Genomic DNA, 18,008 nt, shown 5'->3' on the forward strand with positions numbered 1-18,008 from the left:
GCCTTTCTTGTCAACAGCAGCGCCAATAATTACAGCACGCTTGCGATCGCTGTAATCACCTTATCGATGTTTTTGCTGTTCAGGGCGGCGACACAAATACGGCCGGTATCGACCGCGTAAATCGAGTGTAACTCACGCAGCTTGCCAACCTGCTCCTTGTTCAGTCCGGAATAAGAGAACATGCCGCGTTGCTGCATCACGAAGTCAAACTGATGAGCCGGAGCCTGTTCTTTGAGTTTGCTGACGAAAGCTGCCCGCATTTCACGGATACGAACGCGCATGCCAGCCAGCTCTTCTTCCCATAACTGGCGCAGTTCCGGTGTGGACAGCACAGTTGCCACGACCTGGCCACCATGGGATGGCGGGTTAGAGTAATTGGTGCGGATCACGCGCTTCAGTTGCGACATGATACGACCTGCTTCTTCGGCACTGGCAGCCACGATGCTGAGTGCGCCTACCCGTTCGCCGTACAGGGAGAAAGACTTGGAGAACGAGTTGGAGACAAACAATGGGCCGCCAGCCGCTGCAAAACGACGCACTACCTGACCATCTGCCTCGATACCATCGCCAAAGCCCTGATAGGCCATATCCAGGAAAGGAATCAGGCCGCGGCTGGTGATGACTTCAATAATCTGGGTCCATTGCTCAGTGCTGAGGTCGGCACCGGTTGGGTTATGGCAGCATGCATGCAGCAACACGATCGAGGCTGACGGCATATCCTTCAGCGCGGCCAGCATCGCTTCGAAGTTCACGCCGCGCGTATTCGCGTCGTAGTAAGGGTAGTTATTGACGGTGAAACCGGCTGATTCAAACAAGGCGCGATGATTTTCCCAGCTTGGATCACTGATATACACCTGGGATTGCGGGCTGAAACGTTGCAGAAAATCTGCGCCCAGCTTGAGCGCGCCGGTGCCGCCTATCGCTTGTGCTGTAATAGCACGTTTTTCAGTTACTACCGCACTGTCGGCGCCAAACACCAGATCCTGCACCGCGCGATCATAGGCAGCCAGGCCTTCGATAGGCAAGTAGGTACGCGGCGCGTATTTTTCTATCAGCAGGGCTTCTGCTTTTTTGACGCATTCGAGTAAAGGTACTTTGCCATTGTCGTCATAATAGACACCCACGCCAAGATTGACTTTGGCCGGGTTCTGATCGGCATTAAACGCCTCGGTGATGCCGAGGATAGGGTCGCGTGGTGCCATTTCTATGGCGGAAAACAGAGCGGAAGAAGCTGGAGCAGTCATCGTGATAATATGAAATGTTTCTGCCGTTGCCGGCAAACAGGTTGGAATGAAATAAAAATGCGTTACGGCCAGGGCTTACGCAAACAATGATTCCGGCAAGGTATGCAGAGCAAAACACAGAAAAACAGTACGGGTAGTACGTGGGGTGGCGCAGGGTAGGGCGCGCGTGTCGGTTTTGCGTAAATCCTCTGAGAGCAGAGTCAGCCTGGTGGCTGGCAATGCTGATAAACGGCTTATTTTAACAAAGGTATGGGTACCATGGCAGTCGCACCAGTGAATTCAGTTGCTTTAACCGATGAATTCGATGAGGAGAAGTTCATTTCTTTTCCGGATTCCCCATTTCAGCTGTATCAGATCTTCCCGCCGGCGGGTGATCAGCCCGCCGCGATCGCGCAATTAACTGAGGGCGTGCATGATGGCTTGTTTTTCCAGACGCTGCTGGGTGTGACCGGCTCTGGTAAAACCTACACCATGGCGAATGTGATTGCACGTTGTGGCAGGCCTGCCATTATTTTTGCACCTAATAAAACCCTGGCGGCCCAGTTGTACAGCGAATTCAGGGAGTTTTTCCCGCGCAATGCGGTGGAATACTTCGTGTCTTACTACGATTACTATCAACCTGAAGCCTATGTGCCTCAGCGCGATCTGTTCATAGAAAAAGATTCAGCGATCAATGAGCATATCGAGCAGATGCGCCTGTCCTGCACCAAGTCTCTGATGGAGCGGCGCGATGTGATTATCGTAGCGACCGTGTCGGCGATTTACGGTATCGGTAATCCCAACGAATATCACAAAATGATACTGACCCTCAGAGCGCGCGATAAGGTCAGTCAGCGTGACCTGATTGCCCGGCTGATCCAGATGCAGTACAGCCGTAACGAAGTCGACTTTGGCCGTGGTACTTTCCGGGTGCGTGGCGATACTATAGACATCTTCCCGGCTGAACATGCAGAACTCGCCGTCAGGGTGGAAATGTTCGACGACGAAATCGAAAATCTGCAGTTATTTGATCCTTTAACCGGCAGAGTTAAGCAAAAAATACCACGTTTTACTGTGTATCCCGGTTCTCACTACGTGACACCGCGTGAAACCGTGCTGCGCGCCATAGAGTCGATTAAGGACGAATTGCGCGAACGGCTGGACTTCTTCCGCCGCGAGAATAAGCTGATCGAAGAACAGCGTATCGAACAGCGTACCCGTTTCGATCTCGAAATGATGGCTGAAATCGGCTTCACCAAAGGTATAGAAAACTACTCCCGTCATCTGAGTGGTGCTAAGCCCGGTGAGCCGCCACCAACGCTGGTCGATTATCTGCCACCTGATGCGCTGATGTTTCTCGATGAATCCCATGTGCTGACCGGACAGTTGAACGGCATGTATAACGGTGACCGTGCGCGTAAAACCAATCTGGTCGATTATGGTTTCCGACTGCCTTCTGCGCTCGATAACCGGCCGCTCAAGTTTGCCGAATTTGAGAGCAAGATGCGCCAGACTGTGTTTGTATCGGCCACACCGGGCGATTATGAGCATGAGCATGCCGATCAGACGGTCGAGCAGGTGGTGCGGCCGACCGGGCTGGTTGATCCTGAGATTGAAGTCCGTCCGGCGCTGACGCAGGTGGATGATCTGATGGGTGAAATCACTGAGCGTATCCGCAAGAATGAGCGCGTGCTGGTGACCACGCTGACTAAGCGCATGTCAGAACAACTGACCGATTTTCTGGGTGAAAACGGTATCAAAGTGCGTTATTTGCACAGTGACATTGATACTGTCGAGCGGGTAGAGATTATCCGCGATCTGCGTCTCGGCACCTTCGATGTGCTGGTCGGGATTAACTTGCTGCGTGAGGGGCTGGATATTCCTGAAGTGTCGCTGGTCGCGATTCTGGATGCAGATAAAGAAGGCTTTTTGCGTTCAGAGCGCAGTCTGATTCAAACCATAGGCCGCGCCGCGCGTAATCTGCATGGTAAAGCGATACTGTATGCTGATCGTGTGACTGACTCAATGCGTCGCGCTATCGACGAGACCGAACGACGCAGGCACAAGCAACTGGCATTTAACGCGGCTAATAATATTACGCCGACTGGCATACGCAAGCAGATCAAAGACATCATAGACGGTGTTTATAATCCTCAGGAAGCACGCGCAGATATGGCGGTGGCGCAAGAGCAGGCCAAGTACGAAGTCATGAGTGAGAAGCAGATCAGCCGCGAAATCAAGAAGCTGGAAAAACAAATGCTGGAGCATGCGAAAAATCTGGAATTTGAAAAAGCAGCCCAGGTACGTGATCAGCTCGCCCATCTGAAGGAGTTATTGTTCGGCGCAGGCGGGCACGACGCCTTGTCTGTGATCGCCGGGAAATAGGTAGCTGGCAGTCTTCGACTAAAGCGCCTGATTGCGCTTCGTATGCTGTGATAAGAAAAATCCCGGGGCTGAGCTCCCGGGATTTTTTTCATAAAACCATCACCTGTCTGCCTTACGCAAGGACAGGCATGTGAACAAGCGTAGGCTTATTTTTTCAGGCATTTATCAAGGAACTGATCCTGTTCCCACAACAGATGCATGATGTTTTCACGGGCGGCATAGCCATGACTTTCCTTAGGCAGGATCACCATGCGGGCCGGTGCACCCAGACCTTTTAAAGCCTGGAAATAACGCTCGGTCTGCAATGTGAAAGTGCCTGGATTGTTATCCGCTTCTCCATGTACCAGCAGCAAAGGTGTTTTCATTTTGTCGGCATTCATGAACGGCGACATCTTGGTGTACACCTCTGGCGTTTCCCAGTAATTGCGTTGCTCAGTCTGGAAGCCAAATGGCGTCAGGGTGCGGTTATAGGCACCGCTGCGTGCGATACCGCAGGCAAACAGCTTGGAATGCGTGAGCAGATTGGCCGTCATGAAGGCGCCATAGGAGTGGCCACCCACCGCAACACGCTGACGGTCTATATAACCTAACTGATCCACCGCATCGATCGCAGCTTCGGCGTTATCGACTAACTGAGGAATGAAGTTATCATTCGGCTCGGTTTTGCCTTCGCCGATAATCGGGAAGGCAGCGTCATCCAGTACCGCATATCCTTTCGCAACCCAGTACACAAAGGAACCATAGTTAGGGAAGGTGAACTGATTCGGATTGTGTGTGCTTTGTCCTGCAGAATTTTTATCCTTGTATTCAGCCGGATAAGCCCAGATCAGCAGGGGCAGTTTTTCTTTCCTGATTTTGTCGTAGCCAGCCGGCAGATACAGGGTGCCGGATAATTCGACGCCATCTTTACGCTTGTATTTGATGACTTCTTTGCTCACATCTTTTAAGCCAACAAAAGGATTGGCAAAGCGGGTGATCGCGGTCAGTTGTTTATCTGCCTGATCACCTGCTTTCAGGTCGCGGAAATAAAAGTTAGGGTAATCGGTTTTCGATTGCAGTTGTACCAGCACCTTACCTTTTTTCAGATCTTCTATCGACAAAATATTTTCGATTTTGTCAGTGTAGGCGGACTGATACAGGCGGTTCTTTTTCAAGCTCGCCAGATCAAGTTCATCGATAAACGGGAACTGACCTTTCTTGCTGTGACCGGCACCGATCAGATAGGCTTTTCCATCTTCTATGGCCAGAACGCGACGATCAAACTCATTGCGTTTAGTTTCAAAGCGACCCGGATCAGCATAAATATCCTGCATGTTTCTGTCGCCGATGACGCGTGGCGCTTCGGACGGTGCGGATGGATTAAACAGATAGGTTTTCAGATTGCGGGTGTCATACCAGTTGTCGTAGGCAATCGCGACTTTATCATTTCCCCAGACCACACCACTGAAACGTTGCTGGGTTTTGAGTAGGGATACTGGCTCCTGATCAAATGGTGCATTCCACTGGAACAGCTCGTCACGGAATTCGGTTTTGTTGGCAGGATCTCCACCGTCCAGTGCCACCACATAGTACAGCGTGGCAGGCTTGTCACCGCGCCAGCCCATGCTGCGCTTGCCCTTGGCTACTGCGGAAAATCCTTTAGGCATAATTTCATTCAAAGGCGTTTCATTGACGACTTTGATCACTTTACCGTTCAGATCGGTGACTGTGGCACGGGTCGGGAAACGGTCTAGTTGAACGATGTAGGAAAATGGTTTTTGCAGCGTATCGAGCAACAGGAATTTACCATCCGGCGAGAAGCTGATGTCTTCATACATATCTGCTTTTTTGAACAAACTGCTCTTACCATTGAGTGAGACTTTGACTAACTCAGAGGTGACCAGATTTTCAAAATTGGCTTCATCATTTTTATTCTTCAGCAAATCTGCATAGGTGCGGTTTTGCGAAACGCTGCCGGTCGCATTCGAAATGATGGCGCCAGTTGGCAAGTCTTTGCTGTTATCGAGCAAAGCCGTACGGTTTTTCGGCAATACCTTGACCAGCAAATTGTCGCTGTCTTTAAACCAGCTGTAAGGCGCACCCAGATTGGCGTTCAGCTTGGCTTCGCTGATTTTTTTTGCAGTCGCGCTTTCTACGTCGATCATCCACAGTTCTACGCCATTAGCGGCGGTATGGGTGAAGGCAATTTTCTTTTCATTGGGCGACCAGCTGACATTCGCGATCAGTGGATTGGCAGGCAAGCCCTTGACCTGAACTTCTTCACCACCTGCGACTTTGCGTAATTTCAGGTTATTCACATAGGTCAGGGTGCTGCTGATATTGGTGACCGGGTTGATGCGCAAACCGGCCAGTCGCATTTCTGTCTGACTCAGATCGCTCAGCGTTTTATAGGTATTGCGAAAACTCAGCAACAGATTCTGATTGTGATGATCCATGCTGACGGTTGGCGGGCGCTGGAAGTCGGCCAGATCGAGGATGGGTTTGGGCGGTAACTGATAACTCAGATTTTCCTGTGCGCTGGAGTTGGCGCACAGGCCGGCCAGTAAAATCAGGCTTAACGAACGTTTCATGGCAGTCCCTGTTATTTTAAAATAGTGCTTGCTTAGCATAGCGGTTGCGAGCAACCAGTCCTTATGCCGCAAGGAATGAGCTTGTAAGGCGCAGAATTAGAATGAGGTCAGCGGAATTAGTTCAACCTGAATGAGTTCAAACTGGAATGATTCAGCTTGCCGGCGGCACGGCCGGCTGAGGAAATTTCTTACGGGAAATGTGTGGCGGTTCGTGCTCAGCCTGGGCGCATGCTCAGGTGGCACATACCTGATTGCGGCCGCCTTGCTTAGCCTGATACAGCATCGCATCCGCCTTCAGGAACAGTTCATTTTCTGTTTTGCACTCGGGGTAGTCGGCGATGCCGCCGCTGAAGCTGAATTGGCGGAATTCGCCGGGCGTGACTTCAAATACCACTTTACCAAAGCTCTCACGCATGGCATCGAGCTTGCGTTTGCCTTCTTCGCGTGAGCAATCCCAGAACACCATTACAAATTCTTCACCGCCGAAACGGCTCAGCAGATCACGTTCACCGAGCTGAGCGGACAGGACCAGAGACAGGCGTTTGATCACGATATCGCCGAAGTAGTGACCCCAGGTGTCATTGATGGTCTTGAATTTGTCGATGTCGATAATGCCGTAAGCCAGCGATTTATCTTCGCGTCCGGCACGTCGTATCCATTCCTGTGCTTTCTTTTGCAGACCAATCTTATTGAGTAAGCCTGTAGCACGGTCACGACTGATTAAATCTTTGCTGGCGCGGATTTTATTAATACGGTTGATCAGTAAGCGGGTCAGTACATCGGCGTCACTACTCTTCAGAATTTCGTCAAAGCCGCTGTCCAGCGCCTGACGCGATAACGCGGATGTATTCTGGTGCTGCAGCATCACAATTTCGCGACCAATATCGAACTCTATGTTTTTCTTAAGTACGCGCACCAGAGCTTCAGTTTGCAAATAGTATTTTTCATCGATCAGCACGATATCTGGCTGCGCTTCTTTGACCTTGGTATGTAAAGAGCGTGCATCCTGATAATGAAGGAGCTCGATGTCATGCTGACTCAGCATCTGGGTATCGAACTGCGCGTCGTCACCCAGATAGACGATGGTATTGGATTCACCGCGCTGCTGACGCGCAAAAATATTGAATAGTTTATCGACCAGCACTTCATTGCTGATCGGTTTTTCAGCGTAGGCAAGGCAATTGCTGTCGACCAGCTTTTGCTGCAGCAGGAAACGCTCACCCTGACGCACGGTTTGCAGATAAATGTATTGCTGATGCGCGGGCAGCCTTTGCAGCAGATCGCTCAGGAACATGGTCTGGCGACGCTGCTGCTGCATGTCGTCCTGCATGTTGTACAGCACGTCAAGATCAATCACAAACAGCGTGTGACCCTCTGCATTTTCGACCGCACTGACAAATTCCCGCATCTGGTCGAAAAACAGTATGTCGAAGTCATACTTGTGAGCGCTGAGCAGTAATTCATCTTTATTGTCTTTGATGAAGAATGTTTGCGTCAAAAGCATCACTCTGTTTTTATATAACAATCCTGCTTCTGCCATTACAACTCCGTTTTATCTGCTGATGCGGCTGCTAAGCTGCGCTTTCTTCTTCATAGAAGAAATTGAATGTTGCTGAAGGTAAATGCGATTCTAATGTTTAATCTTACTTGCTGGGAATAGAAAAGCCGTCAGTTTATGTTGAATGTTGTGTATTTGTTTGCATATTGCTTAGGAAAACCCTTGAGACAGGGAAATTTTCTGGTTACGCCCTGTCTACGCAATACGCTAGAATTGGTTTTGATACAACATGTTGACTGCAGAATGACTGTATTCCGGCCAGAAGCGCGGCGAGTGACGGGTTTCTATGCTAATTTTCTCACTCCAATTCTGGTCTGAACAGGTGCTCTATGCGTGCTGCTTTGCTGATCATTGATGTACAACGTGCTTTGTTCGATGAGGCGCCGCGCCCTTTTGAGGCCGATCTGGTGGTGCAGCGTATTAATGCGCTGGCAACCAGAGCCCGTCATGCCGGCATCCCGGTGGTGTTTGTACAGCACGAAACCAAAGCAGGTAATTTGCGTTTTGGCAGCGATGGCTGGCAACTGGAGCAGGGCTTATTGCTGGAAGATGGTGATACGGTCTTGCGCAAAACCACGCCTGATTCATTTTTGCATACCGAACTCAGCAGCCTGCTGGCCTTATGGGAAGTTGAGCAATTGGTCATCTGTGGCTACGCATCCGAGTTTTGTGTCGATACCACCACACGCCGCGCCGCTGCATTGGGTTTCCCGGTCACGCTGGTGTCAGATGCACACACCACACATGACAAGGCCCATGCCAGTGCTGCGGAAATCCGGCGTCATCATAATATGACTTTGCCGGACATCAGCAGTTTTGGCGTAACGATACAGGCGCTGCCATCTGCCCAGGTGGTGTTTGCACTGTGAGTGTGATGCTTAGCGTTTGCCTTGATACAGTTTGTCAAACTCCGCGCCATCATCGAAATGCTTTTTCTGCGCTTGCTTCCAGCCACCAAACACTTCGTCGATGGTGAACAGGGTCACAGGCTTGAAGTTGGTCGCATATTTTTGAAAAGCGGCTTCAGAGCGCGGGCGGAAGAAATGCTTGGCGATGATTTCCTGCGCCGGTTCAGAGTACAGGTATTGCAGATATGCAGTCGCGGTTTTGCGGGTGCCTAATTTGTCGACTACCTTATCCACCACGGCTACCGGCGATTCTGCCAGGATAGAAATTTTCGGATAAACCACTTCATACTGATTACCGAATTCCTGTTTGGCGAGCTGAACTTCATTTTCAAACGTGACCAGCACATCGCCGATTTCTCGCTGGGTAAAGGTGGTGGTCGCACCGCGTCCACCCGCATCGAGTACCGGTACGTTTTTGAAAATCTTATCGACCAGGGCACGCGCCTGCGCCTCATTGCCGCCCGCCTTAATCACAGATCCCCAGGCCGCCAGATAGCTGTAACGGCCATTGCCTGAGGTTTTAGGATTCGGAATGATTACTTTCACGCCCGGCTTGCCCAGGTCTTCCCAGCTTTTGATCTGCAAAGGATTTCCTTTACGGGTCAGGAATACCATAGTGGAATAAAACGGTGCCGCATTGTTTGGAAAAGCTTTAGACCAGGTGGCTGGGATCAGGCCTTTTTCTGCCAGGATATCAATATCATTGGCTTGATTCATGGTGACAACTGAGGCTTCCAGTCCATCGATGACCGAGCGCGCCTGCTTACTGGAGCCGCCATGAGATTGGTTGATCGACGCAGTCTCACCGGTTTTCTTCTTCCAATCGGCCACGAAAGCGGGATTGATGTCCTTGAACAATTCACGCGTTACGTCGTAAGACGCGTTCAATATGCTGCTGTTGGCGTAGGCAGATGGCAGGCCACTCACGGCTTGCAAACCAAGTAAAGTTAATAGCGCCAGCGTGCGTCGGCGTGCTGCGGATGCGGTGGAAACAGATGTCTTCATGGAATCTCCTGATTGAAGCCACCATCTTGCACAGTTTCCGAGTGCAAAGGAAATACAGACTTTTTCTATGCATAGATGATTTGGCTATGAAGCGCGGATTGCGCATAAACACATGCGAAAAAAGTCTGCATCGTCTGCCCGCAATGTTTGTTAAACTGCAGTTTTTCTTTCATCCGAATGACGCAAGCAACAGCGCAGTGGCGGGCTGCCCGGCCAGTTGCACATGGTTTTGTTTGCGGTCGTTCATTTCAGATATGGCTGGTATGAAAACACTCTCTGCTTTTTCCCTGAAATGCCTGCTGGGCCTGATGGTTGCGGCTGCGGTACCGCTTGCGCATGCGGCCAACCCTGGTGCGAGTGCCTCTGCCCATGCGGCAGCTGGTGGTATAGACTGGCGCAAAGACAATAATGTGGAAGCCGCTTTTGCGCAGGCCAAGGCCAGCAAAAAGCCCTTATTCCTGTACTGGGGTGCAGTCTGGTGCCCGCCTTGCAATCAGGTCAAGGCAACGATTTTTAATCGTCAGGAATTCATCGATAAGTCACGTCACTTCATCCCTGTGTATCTGGATGGTGATAGCCCTGGTGCACAAAAATTCGCCGCCCAGTTCAAAGTGCGCGGTTATCCAACCATGATTTTATTTAAACCGGATGGCACGGAAATCACCCGTCTGCCGGGCGAGGTTGATTCTGAACGCTATTTGCAAGTGCTGACGCTGGCGCTGAATACCTCAGCATCGGTGGCTGATACGCTCAAGCTGGCGCTGGCTGGTGGTAAGGGTTTGAAAGAAGATGACTGGAGCCTGCTGGCGGATTATTCCTGGGATGATCCGGAACAAAAACTGGTGGCACCTAAAGAGCTGGCGACGACTTTGGTCAAACTCGCAGAAGTTGCCCCTGCCGGATTGGCGGCAACCCGGATCTATCTGAAGTCTCTGTTTGTTATCGCCAATAGCAAGCCTGGCAGCAGCGTGCCGGCTCTGGATAAGGCGCAGGCGGCCGAGCGTTTGATTAAGGCGCTTAGTGACAGCAAGGTGGCGCGCGATAACCTCGATCTGGTTGCAGGCTCTGCGGCTGCACTGACCGAGTATCTGACGGCAGCGAAGTCGACGCAGCGTACGACCTTGGTGCAGGCCTGGAATGGCGCGCTGGTCAAACTGGCCGATGATGCAAGTATTTCCAAAACTGACCGTTTGGGTGCGGTGATTGCGCAGGTCGATCTGGCGAAGCTGGATGGCGGCAAACCATCGGCTTCATTCCAAAAAGAAGTGCAAAAACGCGTGGCGCAGATAGAGCAGGCCACCACAGACTCTTATGAGCGTCAGTCGGTAGTCAGCTCTGCCGCCTATGCCTTGGGGAATGCCGGTCTGCTGGATGATTCGGATACTTTGCTGAAAGCGGAACTCAAACGCTCGCATTCACCGTATTACTTCATGTCGACGCTGGGTTCTAACGCGAAGAAACGCGGCGATAATGCCGCTGCCATTAATTGGTATGAGCAAGCCTACAATGCCTCGAAAGGACCGGCTACCCGTTTACAATGGGGTTCCAATTATGTGGCGAGTCTGGTCGACCTGGCGCCAGGTGATGAAGCGAGAATACAAAAAGCAGTGAGTGGTGTGTTTGATGAAGTCGCGAAAACGGAAAATGCGTTTTACGAACGTAATCGCGCCTATCTGGAAAAACTGGGTAAGAAACTGCAGGACTGGAATAAAGATGGTAAGCATCAGCAAACCTTTCAAAAAGTGCAGGCTCAGCTCGGTGGCATCTGTGCTAAGTTGCCAGCCAATGACCCTCAGAAAGCCACTTGCCAGAATTTGTTGAATAAATCCTGATCCAATTTTGACCACCCAAAAAAAGCGACTCTGCGAGTCGCTTTTTTTATATCGGTACGCAGATTCAATATAGACCTTAGAATTCCTTTATATTTTATTGAATATAAGCAAGTGAATTTATATGATTAGTAGTGATGTTGAGAGCCCAGTAAAATACCAGTTCGAAAGCAAGATGGGCAGTAAGTGTGATACAGATTTCTCAGTTAGAAAAAAACTACATCGTTAAAGGTCAGGCCGTGCAGGCTCTGCGCAATGTCAGCCTGACGATAGAACAAGCCAGTATTTTTGGCATTATTGGTCGCTCCGGTGCGGGTAAAAGCACACTGCTGCGTACCCTGAATTTACTCGAACGTCCGAGTGCCGGTCAGATCCTGTTTGAAGGCGAGGATATCACCCGCTACGACCAGGCACAGTTGCTCAAATTACGGCAACGGGTAGGCATGGTGTTTCAGCACTTTAATTTGCTGAATGCAAAAACCATCGCTGAAAATATCGCCTTTCCACTGACCCTGAGTGGCAATACCAACGCGCAGCAACGCCGTGAACGCGTGAATGAATTGCTGGAGCTGGTTGGCTTGCAAGAGCATGGACACAAATACCCATCGCAGTTGTCAGGCGGGCAGAAGCAGCGTGTCGGCATAGCGCGCGCCTTGGCCAATTATCCGCACTTGCTGCTATGTGATGAAGCAACCTCAGCACTCGATCCGGAAACCACGCAATCGATACTGCGCTTACTGTCCGATATCAATCAAAAGCTGGGCCTGACCATCGTCCTGATTACCCACGAAATGCAAGTGATACGCTCTATCTGCGATCAGGTCGCTGTCATCGAGGGCGGCGAGATCGTTGAGCAGGGCGCAGTGGCCGATGTTTTCCTGCATCCCAAACACAGCGTGACGCAAAAACTGGTCGCAGAGCATCAGGCTTTCGATCTTGATCAGCTGCCGCAATGGAATACCGCGACCGGTAGTCAGCTGTTACGTCTGACCTATGTCGGTAATGCCGCGCATGAGCCGATACTGAGCCGTATCGCGGCCCAGACGCAGGCCGAAATCACGATTTTGCAAGGTACGATCTCGCGCGTGAAGCAGACCCCGTATGGACAACTGATCGTCGCGCTTAATGCGAGTGCGGCTGAGAGCACGAAAGTGCTGCAATTATTACGTGAAATGGATGTCACGGTGGATGTGCTGCCTTCTGGCCAGACACTGGCGGAAGGAGAGTAAATATGGATTTTTCAAATATTGATTGGGCTGATATCGCCCAGGCTACGCTGGATACACTGACCATGACCGGCTTCTCGCTGTTCTTCACGGTCTTGCTCGGTTTACCGCTTGGAATCCTGTTATTCGTGACGGGTAAAAATCAATTGCTGGAACAGCGCGGTGTGTATGCCTTGTTGTCGATAGTGGTGAATATCCTGCGCTCTGTGCCTTTCATCATTTTGCTGATCGTGCTGATTCCTTTCACCTTGCTGCTGGTCGGGACTTCATTGGGCGTAGCGGGCACCATCCCGCCGCTGGTGATCGGTACCACACCGTTTTTCGCGCGTCTGGTCGAGAACGTATTGCGCGAAGTGGATCGCGGCATTATCGAAGCCTGTCAGGCTATGGGTGCGCGCAACTGGCAAATTATCTGGCATGCCTTATTGCCGGAAGCTTTGCCGGGTCTGATTGCAGCCGGTACTGTCACTACCATTGCGCTGGTGTCGTATGCCGCGATGTCGGGTGTGATTGGTGGCGGCGGCCTCGGTGATCTGGCGCTGCGCTACGGATATCAACGGTTTCAGACGGATGTGATGGTCGTCACCGTACTGATACTGATTTTGCTGGTTCAGGTGTTGCAATGGGCAGGAGACAAGCTGGTATTGCGCTTTACACGTCATTAATGTTGTTTAACTTATTGGAGTATTTATGATTTCACGTATTTCCCATCAATTACGTCGCGTTGCCGTTGCCAGCGCTTATGCCGTGTTGTTCGCAGGTTCTGCCATGGCGGCAGATACCCTGAGCATTGCTGCGACACCGGTACCGCATGCAGAGATTCTCGAATTCATTAAGCCACAGCTGGCCAAAGAAGGCGTGGATCTGAAAATCAAAGTGTTCACCGATTACGTGCAGCCTGCGGTGCAAGTCAATGAAAAGCATTTGGATGGCAATTTTTTCCTGCATCAGCCTTATCTGAATGAGTTCAAAAAGAGCCATAAAAACGATATCGAAGTACCGGTTGCCAAGGTACACGTAGAACCGTTTGCGGCTTACTCCAGCAAGTACAAAAAAGTTGCGGATATCCCAGCCGGTGCGACGGTAGCGATCCCTAATGATCCTTCTAACTCTGGCCGTGCTTTGCTGCTGCTGGCAAAACAAGGTCTGTTGAAGCTGAAAGATCCAAGCAATATTTCGGCAACTAAGAAAGACATCATCGACAATCCTAAGAATCTGAAATTCAAGGAATTGGAAGCAGCAACTTTGCCACGCGTACTGAATCAGGTTGATCTGGCGCTGATCAACACGAATTATGCGATCGAAGCGAAACTCAATCCTGTTAAAGATTCCCTGTTCATCGAAGATGCGAATTCACCGTATGCAAACTTGCTGGTGGCACGTGAAGACAATAAAAACAGCCCGGCATTTAAAAAGCTGATCGCTGCATTGAATTCACCGGAAGTGAAGAAGTTCATTGAAGAGAAATACAAGGGTGCAGTTGTTCCTGCATTCTGATTATTCAGTTCAGTTAAACTAAACTAAACTAAGCTAAGCTGAAGTGCATGTAGCTTTGTACTATTCAGCGTAGCAGATTGAAGTTTTATAAAAAAACGCAGCATGCCTATCGGTGTGCTGCGTTTTTTGTTTTGATCTGCTCTGTGTGACTTTCGCAGACTTGAAATCGCAATAAAAAACGCTGCCGGTAAGGGCAGCGCTTTCAGGTGCTTAAGATACTTCAGATACTTCAGATACTTCAGATACAAATCCGCTGAAATCAGCGCAGCTCGCAAGATTAGTTGCGTACTGTTTTTTTGTATTCATTAGTACGTGTATCGATTTCGATCATGTCGTCCTGGCTCACGAACAGAGGAACCTGGATAGTGAAAGCGTAAGCTTCGATCGCGTTTTCGATTTTTGCTTCTTTCAGAACGTTACCGGAAGTGTTGCCCTTCACCGCTGGTTCAGAGTAGATCACCTGACGTACGATAGTCGTTGGCAATTCAACAGAGATTGCTTTGCCGTCGTAGAAAACCGCTTCGCATTCCATACCGTCTTTCAGGTAGTTAACTGCTTCACCCAGGTTTTCTGCTTCGATTTCGTACTGGTTGTATTCTTCATCCATGAATACGAACAGTGGGTCAGCGAAGTAAGAGTAAGTCACTGGTTTTTTGTCCAGAACAACAACGTCAAACTTGTCGTCGCCGCGGAAAACGTTTTCCTGTGGGCTGTTAGTCAACAGGTTTTTCATTTTCCACTTGTAAGTGAAACCTGTGCGGCTGGAACCGTTCACGTCGGAACGCAATACGATCATCGGCTTGCCATCAACCATAATAATGTTGCCAACGCGAATTTCTTTTGCAAATTTCATAGCGAATATACGTAAAAAGTAGGTTGCGTAAAAATCATCAGTTGCCTACAGGTTGAAGCCCGGCAAGCCCACGTTTGATTCAATTTGGTGATACCTGAAAATTTAACCGCACATTTTACCTCATTTTTGCCTTCTGTCTTGCGCTTGTGCATGTGCAAATTGCAGTAAATTCGTCGCCAGATCACCAATTTCAGCCATTTTCCTTTGCCAGTGCTGCGAAAGCTTGCTGATATCTGCCTTGCTGGCGCTGAATTCACGCCATAATTGAGCCCAGTTAATAGCGCCCTGCGTGACGCCATTCCAGGCTAGCGTGAGCTGCTGAGCGGCTGGCAGGCTGGGCTGATGGGCATTCAGGAAGGCGCGCAGCTTTTTGTGATGCAGATTCTCGTCCTGCGGATAGATATGCCAGATAAACGGCCGGCAAGCCCATTGCGCGCGCACGAAGGAATCCTCACCACGAACAAAATTGATATCGCAAGCCCATAACAGACGGTCATAGTCAGGCTGGGGAATGAAGGGTAAGACCCTTACCGTCAATGCTCCCCGGCTCAGATATGCTCCGGCCCGCGCAGGCTGCCCCAGAAAAGCACTGATCTCAGTGTGTGCCACGCCTTCCGGAACCAGCAGCGTGATCGCTTGTTCCTGCTGTTGCCAGACTTCCAGTAAGGCCGCTACCGGCGCATGCGGATAGCAGAACAGGGAAATTTTCTGCGCAGCGATTTCTTCTGGCGTCAGGCCCAGTTCGCGCAGGAAGGCAGCGCTGTACGCCGTATCGGACTGGAAGTGGCTGCGCTGAGGCGCGATCTCAGCCTCGCATAGCAGGCCGCCGGTTTTGATGGTAAAGCCAGGGAAAAAGAAGTGCTTGGTAATCGGCAGCGAGGGATGGGGCGAGGGCAGGGTGTGGCAGCCTTCCACCCATTCTTCTGCTGTCAGGCCTTCCAGATTCAGCCATACCGGACGCGGCTCACACTGTGCCATCGCCTGTATATAGCCTGGCGGGATATCACAGGCAAAGAATTCAATTACGATGTCGGCGATCTGTTCAGTGGAAAATTGTCCATCCTGGTTTTGCCAGTGTTGTATCTGTATGCCTTGTACCGTCTGGTGCGCGGCATGCATATCCACTTCAGGGCAAATGCGGCGGAAGCTGGACAGATCATCGACCCATAATTCAACTTGCAGCATATGTTCGTGTGCGAGCTGGCGCGCGAGGCGCCAGCAAATACCGATGTCGCCGTAGTTATCGACGACTTTGCAAAAGATGCTCAGGCGCGTGGCAGGAGGATTTGTTTGATGCATACGTGGTGTTTATTAGCTGTAATTAGTGGAACATCAGAGGTGATGAGCTGGCATGTGCCCCGATCTGAAAATCAGAATTGGTTCACCTGCTTCATTTTCAGGCAAAATGATTTTTCCAGTTGCGTAACGCGGCAAAACTGGCTACCGGATCATCACGGTTCTCCATTCTGCCAGTCGCAATCAAAGTCGCAATCACGGCAGGTTCGCGACTACGTAAGAAAGGATTGGTGCGCTTCTCCAGCCCAATTTGGCTCGGAACCGTTGGCTGGCCTAGTGTTCGCTTTTCAGTATCTGATTTCATGCGGTCTTGCAGTGCAGCGTTGTCCGGTTCTGCCGCCAAGGCAAAGCGCAAATTGGATAAGGTGTATTCGTGTGCGCAGTAGACCTCGGTATGATCCGGTAAGCTTGCTAAAAGTTCCAGTGAAGCCAGCATTTGTGCCGCCGTTCCTTCAAACAGGCGACCGCAGCCACCCGCAAACAAGGTGTCGCCACTGAACAGCCAGTGCTGTGCCTCGGCATAGTAGGCGATGTGACCAGCGGTATGTCCTGGCACATCGATGACTTGCAATTGCCATTGCGGCGCGTCTAAGCGCACTACATCGCCACCATGCAGCGCATGGTCAACCTGCCGTATGCCATCACGTGCTGGGCCGTAGACCGGAACGCGCTGATGTGCGAGCAGTGCGTCGACGCCGCCGGTATGATCGGCATGATGATGAGTCAGTAAAATCGCAGTCAGCCTCAGTTGATGTGCTTCCAGAGCATGTAGGATAGCATTTGCATCGCCCGGGTCGACTGCGACGGCTGAAACGCCATCGTGAATGATCCACAGATAATTGTCGTCAAACGCGGGGACAGTCAATATACTCAGGGAATTCTTCATAAACGCGCATGGATGCATTGGAAACGCACATTATAGACCTCGATGCCTGGTTGTCGTTGCCGGCAGGTCAATACATCAAGGATTGGGAACAGGCTGCCTTGTCACGCCTGGTCGTTGATATCTTTGGTTTTCATGCTTTACAGATCGGTATGCCGCAAATCGATGCTTTATCGGCCAGCCGCATGCCCCATCGCTGGCAAAGCGTGGGGCCACATGCGCCACGTATTGCCAGTCCAGCCACGCGCGCGATTGCGGTGGTACATGATTTCACTGAATTGCCATTTGATTCGCAATGTATGGACTTGGTGATCCTGCCGCATGTACTGGAATTTGCCGAAGAGCCGCATCAGATCCTGCGCGAAGTTGAACGTATCCTGATTCCGGAAGGCCGGCTACTGATCACGGGTTTCAATCGAGCCAGCAGCTGGGGTGTGCGGCAGGCGCTGGGGCGTTTGCGCGACAGCTATTTCCTGCCGAAAGAAGGCGAATTCATCAGCCCTGCGCGTTTAAAAGACTGGTTGAAATTACTCAGCATGGAAGTCGGCAGCCTGGAATATGGCTGTTATGCGCTGCCGCTGCGCTCAGAGAAATGGCTGCAAAGGAATGCCATGCTGGAAAAAATTGGCAAACGCTGGTGTCCTTTTGTCGGCGCCGTGTATATGATGCAGGCCGTCAAGCGGGTGCGTGGCATGCATTTGATTGGCCCGGCCTGGAAAAACAAAAAACGGGCAAGGGTACAGGCAGTACCGGTTGCCAATAGCAAAAAATGAAT

Annotated in this window: 14 protein-coding genes; 7 read left to right on the forward strand and 7 right to left on the reverse strand. The window is 50.8% G+C overall.

Annotated features, from left to right (window positions below; genetic code table 11):
• Positions 1-29: 29 nt before the first annotated feature.
• Complete coding sequence (locus H8K43_RS07065) at positions 30-1,244, reverse strand: amino acid aminotransferase (protein WP_186903173.1); 1,215 nt, start codon at positions 1,242-1,244, stop codon at positions 30-32.
• Between the two features lie 258 nt (positions 1,245-1,502).
• Between H8K43_RS07065 and uvrB the strand changes: the two genes are divergently transcribed.
• Positions 1,503-3,608 carry an excinuclease ABC subunit UvrB gene (uvrB, locus tag H8K43_RS07070; protein WP_186903174.1) on the forward strand — a complete coding sequence of 702 codons (2,106 nt, stop codon included), beginning with the start codon at positions 1,503-1,505 and terminating at the stop codon, positions 3,606-3,608.
• A 146-nt stretch (positions 3,609-3,754) separates the two neighbouring features.
• Here the strand turns inward: uvrB and H8K43_RS07075 are convergent, their stop codons facing one another.
• Together H8K43_RS07075 and H8K43_RS07080 are read right to left on the reverse strand one after the other, a co-directional pair.
• Complete coding sequence (locus H8K43_RS07075) at positions 3,755-6,178, reverse strand: alpha/beta hydrolase family protein (protein ID WP_186903175.1); 2,424 nt, start codon at positions 6,176-6,178, stop codon at positions 3,755-3,757.
• 232 nt (positions 6,179-6,410) lie between these two features.
• Positions 6,411-7,682: a GGDEF domain-containing protein gene (locus H8K43_RS07080; RefSeq protein ID WP_230403736.1), complete on the reverse strand. Its 1,272-nt coding sequence runs from the start codon at positions 7,680-7,682 to the stop codon at positions 6,411-6,413.
• 383 nt (positions 7,683-8,065) lie between these two features.
• On the opposite strand from H8K43_RS07080, the gene H8K43_RS07085 reads away from it, so the two are divergent.
• A complete protein-coding gene (locus H8K43_RS07085) occupies positions 8,066-8,605 on the forward strand; it encodes a cysteine hydrolase family protein (RefSeq protein ID WP_186903177.1) in 540 nt (179 codons plus the stop codon).
• A 9-nt stretch (positions 8,606-8,614) separates the two neighbouring features.
• On the opposite strand, the gene H8K43_RS07090 is transcribed toward H8K43_RS07085, so the two are convergent.
• A complete protein-coding gene (locus H8K43_RS07090; RefSeq protein WP_186903178.1) occupies positions 8,615-9,649 on the reverse strand; it encodes a sulfate ABC transporter substrate-binding protein in 1,035 nt (344 codons plus the stop codon).
• 263 nt (positions 9,650-9,912) lie between these two features.
• Between H8K43_RS07090 and H8K43_RS07095 the strand changes: the two genes are divergently transcribed.
• The 4 genes from H8K43_RS07095 (at position 9,913) to H8K43_RS07110 (ending at position 14,201) form a co-directional block, all read left to right on the forward strand.
• Positions 9,913-11,481, forward strand: coding sequence for a thioredoxin family protein (locus H8K43_RS07095; protein WP_186903179.1), 1,569 nt, complete (start codon positions 9,913-9,915; stop codon positions 11,479-11,481).
• 185 nt (positions 11,482-11,666) lie between these two features.
• Positions 11,667-12,707 (forward strand): methionine ABC transporter ATP-binding protein, encoded by a 1,041-nt coding sequence (locus tag H8K43_RS07100; protein ID WP_186903180.1) that lies wholly within the window; start codon positions 11,667-11,669, stop codon positions 12,705-12,707.
• Positions 12,708-12,709: 2 nt separating this feature from the next.
• Entirely contained in the window at positions 12,710-13,369 is a 660-nt protein-coding gene (locus H8K43_RS07105) for a methionine ABC transporter permease (RefSeq protein ID WP_186903181.1), read from the forward strand.
• A gap of 103 nt (positions 13,370-13,472) precedes the next feature.
• Positions 13,473-14,201 (forward strand): MetQ/NlpA family ABC transporter substrate-binding protein, encoded by a 729-nt coding sequence (locus tag H8K43_RS07110; protein WP_408058499.1) that lies wholly within the window; start codon positions 13,473-13,475, stop codon positions 14,199-14,201.
• A 277-nt stretch (positions 14,202-14,478) separates the two neighbouring features.
• Here H8K43_RS07110 and H8K43_RS07115 read toward each other — a convergent pair whose 3' ends face one another.
• The 3 genes from H8K43_RS07115 to gloB all read right to left on the reverse strand — a co-directional run bounded on the left by H8K43_RS07115 (position 14,479) and on the right by gloB (position 17,236).
• The gene (locus tag H8K43_RS07115) at positions 14,479-15,054 is read right to left on the reverse strand and encodes an elongation factor P (RefSeq protein WP_186903183.1); all 576 of its coding nucleotides are present in this window, start codon (positions 15,052-15,054) and stop codon (positions 14,479-14,481) included.
• Between the two features lie 120 nt (positions 15,055-15,174).
• Positions 15,175-16,353 carry an elongation factor P maturation arginine rhamnosyltransferase EarP gene (earP, locus tag H8K43_RS07120; RefSeq protein ID WP_186903184.1) on the reverse strand — a complete coding sequence of 393 codons (1,179 nt, stop codon included), beginning with the start codon at positions 16,351-16,353 and terminating at the stop codon, positions 15,175-15,177.
• Between the two features lie 97 nt (positions 16,354-16,450).
• Complete coding sequence (gloB, locus tag H8K43_RS07125; protein ID WP_186903185.1) at positions 16,451-17,236, reverse strand: hydroxyacylglutathione hydrolase; 786 nt, start codon at positions 17,234-17,236, stop codon at positions 16,451-16,453.
• Between the two features lie 8 nt (positions 17,237-17,244).
• Here gloB and H8K43_RS07130 point away from each other — a divergent pair, with 8 nt between their 5' ends.
• Positions 17,245-18,006 (forward strand): class I SAM-dependent methyltransferase, encoded by a 762-nt coding sequence (locus H8K43_RS07130; RefSeq protein WP_186903186.1) that lies wholly within the window; start codon positions 17,245-17,247, stop codon positions 18,004-18,006.
• The last annotated feature ends 2 nt before the right edge of the window (positions 18,007-18,008 follow it).

The organism is Cognatundibacterium curvum (assembly GCF_014284235.1).
GTDB lineage: Bacteria > Pseudomonadota > Gammaproteobacteria > Burkholderiales > Burkholderiaceae_D > Undibacterium > Undibacterium curvum.

Bases quoted from the DNA above. Each gene is read 5' to 3' on its own strand.
- H8K43_RS07065 (WP_186903173.1), bottom strand. From the start codon at position 1,244: ATGACTGCTCCAGCTTCTTCCGCTCTGTTTTCCGCCATAGAAATGGCA.
- uvrB (WP_186903174.1), top strand. From the start codon at position 1,503: ATGGCAGTCGCACCAGTGAATTCAGTTGCTTTAACCGATGAATTCGAT.
- H8K43_RS07075 (WP_186903175.1), bottom strand. From the start codon at position 6,178: ATGAAACGTTCGTTAAGCCTGATTTTACTGGCCGGCCTGTGCGCCAAC.
- H8K43_RS07080 (WP_230403736.1), bottom strand. From the start codon at position 7,682: ATGCTTTTGACGCAAACATTCTTCATCAAAGACAATAAAGATGAATTA.
- H8K43_RS07085 (WP_186903177.1), top strand. From the start codon at position 8,066: ATGCGTGCTGCTTTGCTGATCATTGATGTACAACGTGCTTTGTTCGAT.
- H8K43_RS07090 (WP_186903178.1), bottom strand. From the start codon at position 9,649: ATGAAGACATCTGTTTCCACCGCATCCGCAGCACGCCGACGCACGCTG.
- H8K43_RS07095 (WP_186903179.1), top strand. From the start codon at position 9,913: ATGAAAACACTCTCTGCTTTTTCCCTGAAATGCCTGCTGGGCCTGATG.
- H8K43_RS07105 (WP_186903181.1), top strand. From the start codon at position 12,710: ATGGATTTTTCAAATATTGATTGGGCTGATATCGCCCAGGCTACGCTG.
- H8K43_RS07110 (WP_408058499.1), top strand. From the start codon at position 13,473: ATGGCGGCAGATACCCTGAGCATTGCTGCGACACCGGTACCGCATGCA.
- H8K43_RS07115 (WP_186903183.1), bottom strand. From the start codon at position 15,054: ATGAAATTTGCAAAAGAAATTCGCGTTGGCAACATTATTATGGTTGAT.
- earP (WP_186903184.1), bottom strand. From the start codon at position 16,353: ATGCATCAAACAAATCCTCCTGCCACGCGCCTGAGCATCTTTTGCAAA.
- gloB (WP_186903185.1), bottom strand. From the start codon at position 17,236: ATGAAGAATTCCCTGAGTATATTGACTGTCCCCGCGTTTGACGACAAT.
- H8K43_RS07130 (WP_186903186.1), top strand. From the start codon at position 17,245: ATGGATGCATTGGAAACGCACATTATAGACCTCGATGCCTGGTTGTCG.